Here is a 255-nt window from a genome sequence, read left to right on the forward strand (position 1 = left end):
CGACTTCACCTTTGTAAGAGCGGTATTTCTTTGGTCGTACCAATGATTTAAGACCCAATTGGCTCATCAGACGCTGCACTTTTTTATGATTAATCTTGTGTCCTTGCTGACCGAGGGTGGCGGCGACGCGACGATAGCCATAGCGCCCGTGATGGCGGGCGAAAATGGTTTGAATTTGTTTCTTGATTTGCTGGTGCTTATCTGGTGCCTGCAATACCTGCTGCTGATAGTAAAAGGTACTGCGCGCCAAACCAG

1 protein-coding gene is annotated in these 255 nt (G+C 48.6%); it reads right to left on the reverse strand.

From position 1 onward, the window contains the following. Window positions 1-255: IS3 family transposase (locus GTP46_RS30530; RefSeq protein ID WP_161010123.1), on the reverse strand; the 255-nt coding region annotated here is incomplete at both ends.

This window comes from Duganella flavida, assembly GCF_009857445.1.
In the GTDB taxonomy this organism is placed as follows: Bacteria; Pseudomonadota; Gammaproteobacteria; order Burkholderiales; family Burkholderiaceae_D; genus Rugamonas; species Rugamonas flavida.